Annotated in this window: 4 protein-coding genes, 2 tRNA genes and 2 pseudogenes; 5 read left to right on the forward strand and 3 right to left on the reverse strand. The window is 65.0% G+C overall.

Annotation, left to right across the window (positions count from 1 at the left end; all coding sequences use genetic code 11):
- Nucleotides 1-36 precede the first annotated feature (36 nt).
- The gene (locus tag ACWNCF_RS03600) at nt 37-849 is read left to right on the forward strand and encodes a hypothetical protein (RefSeq protein ID WP_449406049.1); all 813 of its coding nucleotides are present in this window, start codon (nt 37-39) and stop codon (nt 847-849) included.
- On the opposite strand, the gene ACWNCF_RS03605 is transcribed toward ACWNCF_RS03600, so the two are convergent.
- Nucleotides 764-1,429, reverse strand: a complete 666-nt coding sequence (locus ACWNCF_RS03605) for a TonB-dependent receptor domain-containing protein (protein ID WP_449406051.1) — start codon at nt 1,427-1,429, stop codon at nt 764-766. The two genes, ACWNCF_RS03600 and ACWNCF_RS03605, sit on opposite strands and share 86 nt — an antisense overlap.
- Nucleotides 1,430-2,450: 1,021 nt before the next feature.
- Nucleotides 2,451-2,987 (reverse strand): annotated as a pseudogene (locus tag ACWNCF_RS03610) (TonB-dependent receptor plug domain-containing protein); the annotation flags it as partial.
- A gap of 247 nt (nt 2,988-3,234) precedes the next feature.
- Between ACWNCF_RS03610 and ACWNCF_RS03615 the strand changes: the two are divergent.
- The 4 genes and pseudogenes from ACWNCF_RS03615 to ACWNCF_RS03630 form a co-directional block, all read left to right on the forward strand.
- Nucleotides 3,235-3,310: transfer RNA gene (locus ACWNCF_RS03615), tRNA-Val, on the forward strand.
- A gap of 43 nt (nt 3,311-3,353) precedes the next feature.
- Nucleotides 3,354-3,430: transfer RNA gene (locus ACWNCF_RS03620), tRNA-Asp, on the forward strand.
- Between the two features lie 60 nt (nt 3,431-3,490).
- A complete protein-coding gene (locus ACWNCF_RS03625) occupies nt 3,491-4,564 on the forward strand; it encodes a hypothetical protein (protein WP_449406050.1) in 1,074 nt (357 codons plus the stop codon).
- Nucleotides 4,561-4,728: pseudogene (locus tag ACWNCF_RS03630) on the forward strand (ABC transporter ATP-binding protein); the annotation flags it as partial. The gene ACWNCF_RS03625 and the pseudogene ACWNCF_RS03630, both read left to right, overlap by 4 nt.
- Nucleotides 4,729-4,843: 115 nt before the next feature.
- On the opposite strand, the gene ACWNCF_RS03635 reads toward ACWNCF_RS03630, so the two are convergent.
- Nucleotides 4,844-5,341: a hypothetical protein gene (locus ACWNCF_RS03635; RefSeq protein ID WP_449406052.1), complete on the reverse strand. Its 498-nt coding sequence runs from the start codon at nt 5,339-5,341 to the stop codon at nt 4,844-4,846.
- Nucleotides 5,342-5,687 lie beyond the last annotated feature (346 nt).

The raw sequence follows: 5,687 nt of genomic DNA on the forward strand, positions 1-5,687 counted from the left end.
ACGTATTGCTAAGGTTAAAACGGAGGAGTTAGTTGGATGATCCAGCACCTGATCTATGACGACATCGTCCAGGAAAACCCGATCCTGAAGGGTTTTCCGATCTTCGACCTGGCCGGCGTGGAAGTGCTGCGTGGCCCGCAGGGCACGCTGTTCGGCCGCAACACCCCGGCCGGCGTCGTGAAATTCGAATCCGAAAAGCCGAATTTCAAAAAGGTCGAGGGTTACTACAACCTGTCGTACGGCACGCACGGCACCACCAACGTCGAAGGCGCGGTCAACGTGCCGCTGTCGGACAAATGGGCGATGCGCGTCTCGACCCTGCGCCAGCACCGCGACGACTTCGTCGACAACTACAGCGACATCGCGAAGACGAACAAGACCGGCGAACTGGACGGCTACAACGAACACGCCGAACGCGTGCAATTCCTGTACAAGCCGGATACCACGTTCAGTGCCCTGTTCAATGTGCACCAGCGCACGACCACCGGCAGCGCCCGCCTGTTCCGCGCGAACCTGATCAAGAAGGGCACGAACGACATCGTCGACGGCTACGACCTCGACAGCATCGTCACCAACGCCCAGAATTTCCAGAACCTCAAAACGAACGGCGCCAACGCCCGCATCACGTGGGACCTGGGTCCGGTCTTCTTCCACTCGATCACCGGTTACGAGTCGGTCGGCAATTACTACAGCCGCGGCGACATCGACGGCGGCACGCCGCAAGGCCCGGGCTTCATCCCGTTCCAGTCCGAGACGGGCGGCTTCATCGACGACCTGAAGCAGTACTCGCAGGAATTCCGCGTCGAATCGAAGGATGCAGGCCGCCTTCCGTCAGCGGCTTGCCCGTGAACTCTTTCGCTTCATACAGGAAGAAATTGATCTTCGAACGGTACGACCAGTCGGTGTAGACGTAGAACTCGCCATCGCCCACCGGCATGCTGTAGCGGGCGTTCAGGTTCATGATCCACTTCGGCGCCTGCGGCAGCGGGTTGCCGTCGATCACGACGTTGCCGGCGGCGTTGAGCGGGTCGGTGATCGTGCAAGCTGCGCACTTGCTCAGCGACAGGCTCGGATCGCGGATTTCCGTGAAGTTGTACGAGGCGCTGGCGCCGACGCGCAGGTCCGGGGTCACGAGGCCTTCGAAGTCGAATTCCGCGCCGCGGCCTTCGGTCTTCTTCGCGTTGATCAGCTTGGTGACGTTGGTGTTGCCGCCCACCACGGTCAACTGCTGGTTCTTGACGTCGTAGTCGTACAGCGAAAACGCGACACGGGCGCGGCGCTCGAACAGGTCGGCCTTGATGCCGCCTTCGTACGACGTGATGGTCTCGGCGTCGGCGACGGTGATGCCCACCGGCGCGAAGGTCGAGGCCGGCGCGATGCTCGGCGCGCGGAAGCCGGTCGCGATGCGCGCGTACAGGTTCAGCGTCAGAGTTCAGCTTGTACGTGCTCGACAGATCCCAGTTGATCTTGTCACGGCTTTCGCCGACGCTGTTCGGGCCGACCGGCGTGAAGCCGATCGCGGTGACGGTGCGGAAGTCCTTCTTGTCGTCCGTGTAGCGGAGTCCGCCGCGCACCGACAGGGCGTCGTTGATGTTGTACGTCACGGAACCGAAAGCGGCCCAGGCCTTGTTGTTCTGCTCGCTGGACTGGCGCGACGTGCGGGCGCCGGTGGCACTGCTGTAGCCGTCGCTGCCGCCCGTCACGTCTTCCTTGAAGTAGTACACGCCGGCCTGCCAGTGCAACGGACCTGCATCCTTCGATTCGACGCGGAATTCCTGCGAGTACTGCTTCAGGTCGTCGATGAAGCCGCCCGTCTCGGACTGGAACGGGATGAAGCCCGGGCCTTGCGGCGTGCCGCCGTCGATGTCGCCGCGGCTGTAGTAATTGCCGACCGACTCGTAACCGGTGATCGAGTGGAAGAAGACCGGACCCAGGTCCCACGTGATGCGGGCGTTGGCGCCGTTCGTTTTGAGGTTCTGGAAATTCTGGGCGTTGGTGACGATGCTGTCGAGGTCGTAGCCGTCGACGATGTCGTTCGTGCCCTTCTTGATCAGGTTCGCGCGGAACAGGCGGGCGCTGCCGGTGGTCGTGCGCTGGTGCACATTGAACAGGGCACTGAACGTGGTATCCGGCTTGTACAGGAATTGCACGCGTTCGGCGTGTTCGTTGTAGCCGTCCAGTTCGCCGGTCTTGTTCGTCTTCGCGATGTCGCTGTAGTTGTCGACGAAGTCGTCGCGGTGCTGGCGCAGGGTCGAGACGCGCATCGCCCATTTGTCCGACAGCGGCACGTTGACCGCGCCTTCGACGTTGGTGGTGCCGTGCGTGCCGTACGACAGGTTGTAGTAACCCTCGACCTTTTTGAAATTCGGCTTTTCGGATTCGAATTTCACGACGCCGGCCGGGGTGTTGCGGCCGAACAGCGTGCCCTGCGGGCCACGCAGCACTTCCACGCCGGCCAGGTCGAAGATCGGAAAACCCTTCAGGATCGGGTTTTCCTGGACGATGTCGTCATAGATCAGCAACACGGGCTGCGATGCGAATTCCGAAAAGTCCGTGTTGCCGTAGCCGCGGATATAGAAACGCGGGAACGTGCGGCCGTTCGAGGACTCAACGTTCAGGCTGGGGGTTTTACCCGCCAGCAGGCGGATGTCCGCGCCGCCGGATACGAGCACGTCCAGCTTTTCGCCCTTGATGGCGGTGACGGACACCGGGACTTCCTTGATGTTTTCGGTACGGCGCTGTGCGGTCACGGTGACCGTCTGCAGTTGGGTCGCCTGCGCAGTCTGGGCCAGGGCCGCGCCGCCGGGTAAGGCGGCCAGCGCCAGCACGGCGCCGTGCGCGGCGATGACGCGCTTGTGCATCTTGGACATCTTGATCATTGAGTTTTTCCTAGGGAAGAGTGAAAAAAACTGCCGCGTGGTCTCCGCTGTCTCTCCTGAGGCACCCGGGTAGGGCAGGCTGTGGGCCTCGGCAAACTCGCATCTCATTGTTGATGTCTAAATCTTGCCGGCATGTAAAGCGGCAATTGTCGATTATGTGTATCTCCTTATGCAAGGAGTACAGCCGAGACGCCAACATCCTTACAACAGTTTTGCTGTGTATGAGAAAGCGGCGCGCTGCATCCCTGTTCACTTTTTTCTGAAAAACCCTTGCACGTTTTTGAAGGGATACGCTATGATTCGGGCCTCTTCGGACGTGATGACAAACGTTGGCAAGAAACCGGAACAAAGTGACGGGCGCTTAGCTCAGTTGGTAGAGCGGATCCCTTACAAGGATTAGGTCGGGAGTTCGAGCCTCTCAGCGCCCACCAGGTTCCGGCGATTTGCAAAGTGAAGAACCGATCAGAGTGAAACGGAGCGGTAGTTCAGTTGGTTAGAATACCGGCCTGTCACGCCGGGGGTCGCGGGTTCGAGCCCCGTCCGCTCCGCCAGTATCAAGAAAAAGGTCCGATTCGTCGGACCTTTTTCGTTTTTATCCCCCGACTCTATCGATGACGCATCCCTACACCCGGTTTCGTCTCCGTCTCGCCCGCCACGCCCTGGCGCAACTGGCCGCGCGCCTGCGCGGCTCCGCCGAGATCGTCATGTTCGTACTGGGTCCGACCCTCGTCGGCCTGCTCGCTTTCGCCGCCATGCCCGCGATGCTCGCGGCCGCCGAACCGCTGCCGCTCGCCCTACCCCTGCTGTGCCTGCACGGCGTCGCGATGAGCCTGCCCATCGTGCTGCTGCGGCCCCGCGTCATGCCCGCGCACGTGCGCGCGTGGCTGCATCCGCTGCCGGTGCCGCCCGGCCTGCTGCTGCGCGCCTCGGCCGTTGTCGCCACCCTGTTGACCGGGCCGCTGGGCCTGGCGTACGTGGCCTCGCTGGCGGTCTGGTTGTACCAACGTCCGGACTGGCTGGCGCCGCCGCGCGCCGTCGCCGGGACCGTGCTGTCCTTCCTGCTGACCTGGACATGCGCCACCGTGCTGCTCGTGCGCGGCGCCGGCCTGCCGCAGCCCGCGCGCCGGGCGCCGGCGGATGCCGTTGCCGGCACCCACCCGCCCGCATCCCGCACCGGCACGCTGTACCTGTGGCGCCGGCTGTTCTGGCTGCCGCTGTGGCGCGGCACCATCGCCGGCGCGCGCCAGTGCGTGCTGCTGGCCGCCACCGTCGGCGCCGCCGCGCTGTGGATGATGGGACCGCAGGCCATGCCGCGCGCGCCCGGCGCGGTGCTGACGGGCATCCTGCTGGTCTTGCTCGTGCACGACACCGACCAGGCGCTGCGGACCCAGCTGGCACGCGTGCGTGTGCCGGCGGCCGGCTGGCCCATCGACGTTGCCGCGCTGGCCCGGCACGCCCGCGCCATGGCCTTGCTGATCCTGATGCCGGCGCTGGCCATGCTGACCGGCATCGGCGCGGCGGCCGGTGCGTGGCACGGCACGGCCGGCCGCCTGTACCTCGCGTTCGCCTGGGGCGTTGCGCCGCTGCTCGTGCTGACGCCCCCCTTCACGGCACGCGGCCGCATGGCGCTCGTCGCGTTCGCCATCATGCTGTTGTGCGCCACCGGAAGCAAATTATGGGAATGAGTCCATCCGTCGCCGTCGAGAACCTCGGTTTTCACTTTGCGACGCGCAGCGTCTTCGTCGGGCTGAACCTGCAGATCGGCCCCGGCCTCACCTGGCTGCGCGGCCGCAACGGCCGCGGCAAGACGACATTATTAAAACTGCTGGGCGGCGCGCTGGCGCCGAGCCGCGGCCACATCCACAGCGCGGCGGCGCCGACGGTGGCGGCCAGCAGCACGCACTGGCGCGCGCCGGCGATGGTGCCGCGCCACAGCGGCGGCCCAGAACAGCCGGCGCCAGCAGTTACAGCTGCGTGCGGGTGCTGCGGCGGGTGGCCGGGCGACGAGCCATCCGCCGGCGCCGGCGCGCGGGCTGCGGCAGGCCGGCGCCGCGCGAGTGGCGCGTGTCCAGGTCAGCAGGAAGGACGGCGCCGCTGCCGGCGACGGCGCGCGGCGGCGCCAGCCAGTCCGGACGTTGGTACAACCAGACCGCCAGCGAGGGCCACGTACGCCAGGCCGGCGCCCGGTGCCGACGGGTCGGCGACGACGGCCGAGGCGCGCCGGCGCCGCCGGCGGCGCCGGCAGCGGATGCAGCCACGCGGTGCACGGGCGTGACGCGGGGCCGCGGCACGCGATGGGCAGGCTCATCGCGACGCCGTGCAGGCGCCGCGGGCTGGGCGAGCGGCAGCGGTTCGGCGGCCGCGAGCATCGCGGCCGTGGCGGCGAAAGCGAGCAGGCCGACGAGGGTCGGACCCGGTACGAACATGACGATCTCGGCGGAGCCGCGCAGGCGCGCGGCCACGGAGAACGAGAGCGATACGTCATCGATAGAGTCGGGGGATAAAACGAAAAAGTCCCGACGGAATTCGGACCCCTTTTTCTTGATACTGGCGGAGCGGACGGGGCTCGAACCCGCGACCCCCGTGGCGCCAAGTTGTATTCTAACCAACTGAACTACCGCTCGTTTACTCTGATCGGTTCTTCCTTTGAGAATGCGCCCGGAACCTGGTGGGCGCTGAGATTCCGACCTAATCCTTGTAAGGGATCCGCTCTACCAACTGAGCTAAGCACCGTCACTTTGTTCCGGTTTCTTGCCTACGTTTGTCATCACGTGCCGAAAAGTTATCCATAGCGTATCCCTTGGAAAT

Source organism: Massilia phosphatilytica, assembly GCF_977014125.1.

What these genes read in the sequence shown, in the direction of transcription:
- ACWNCF_RS03600 (WP_449406049.1), top strand. Translation starts at nt 37, where the DNA reads ATGATCCAGCACCTGATCTATGACGACATCGTCCAGGAAAACCCGATC.
- ACWNCF_RS03625 (WP_449406050.1), top strand. Translation starts at nt 3,491, where the DNA reads ATGACGCATCCCTACACCCGGTTTCGTCTCCGTCTCGCCCGCCACGCC.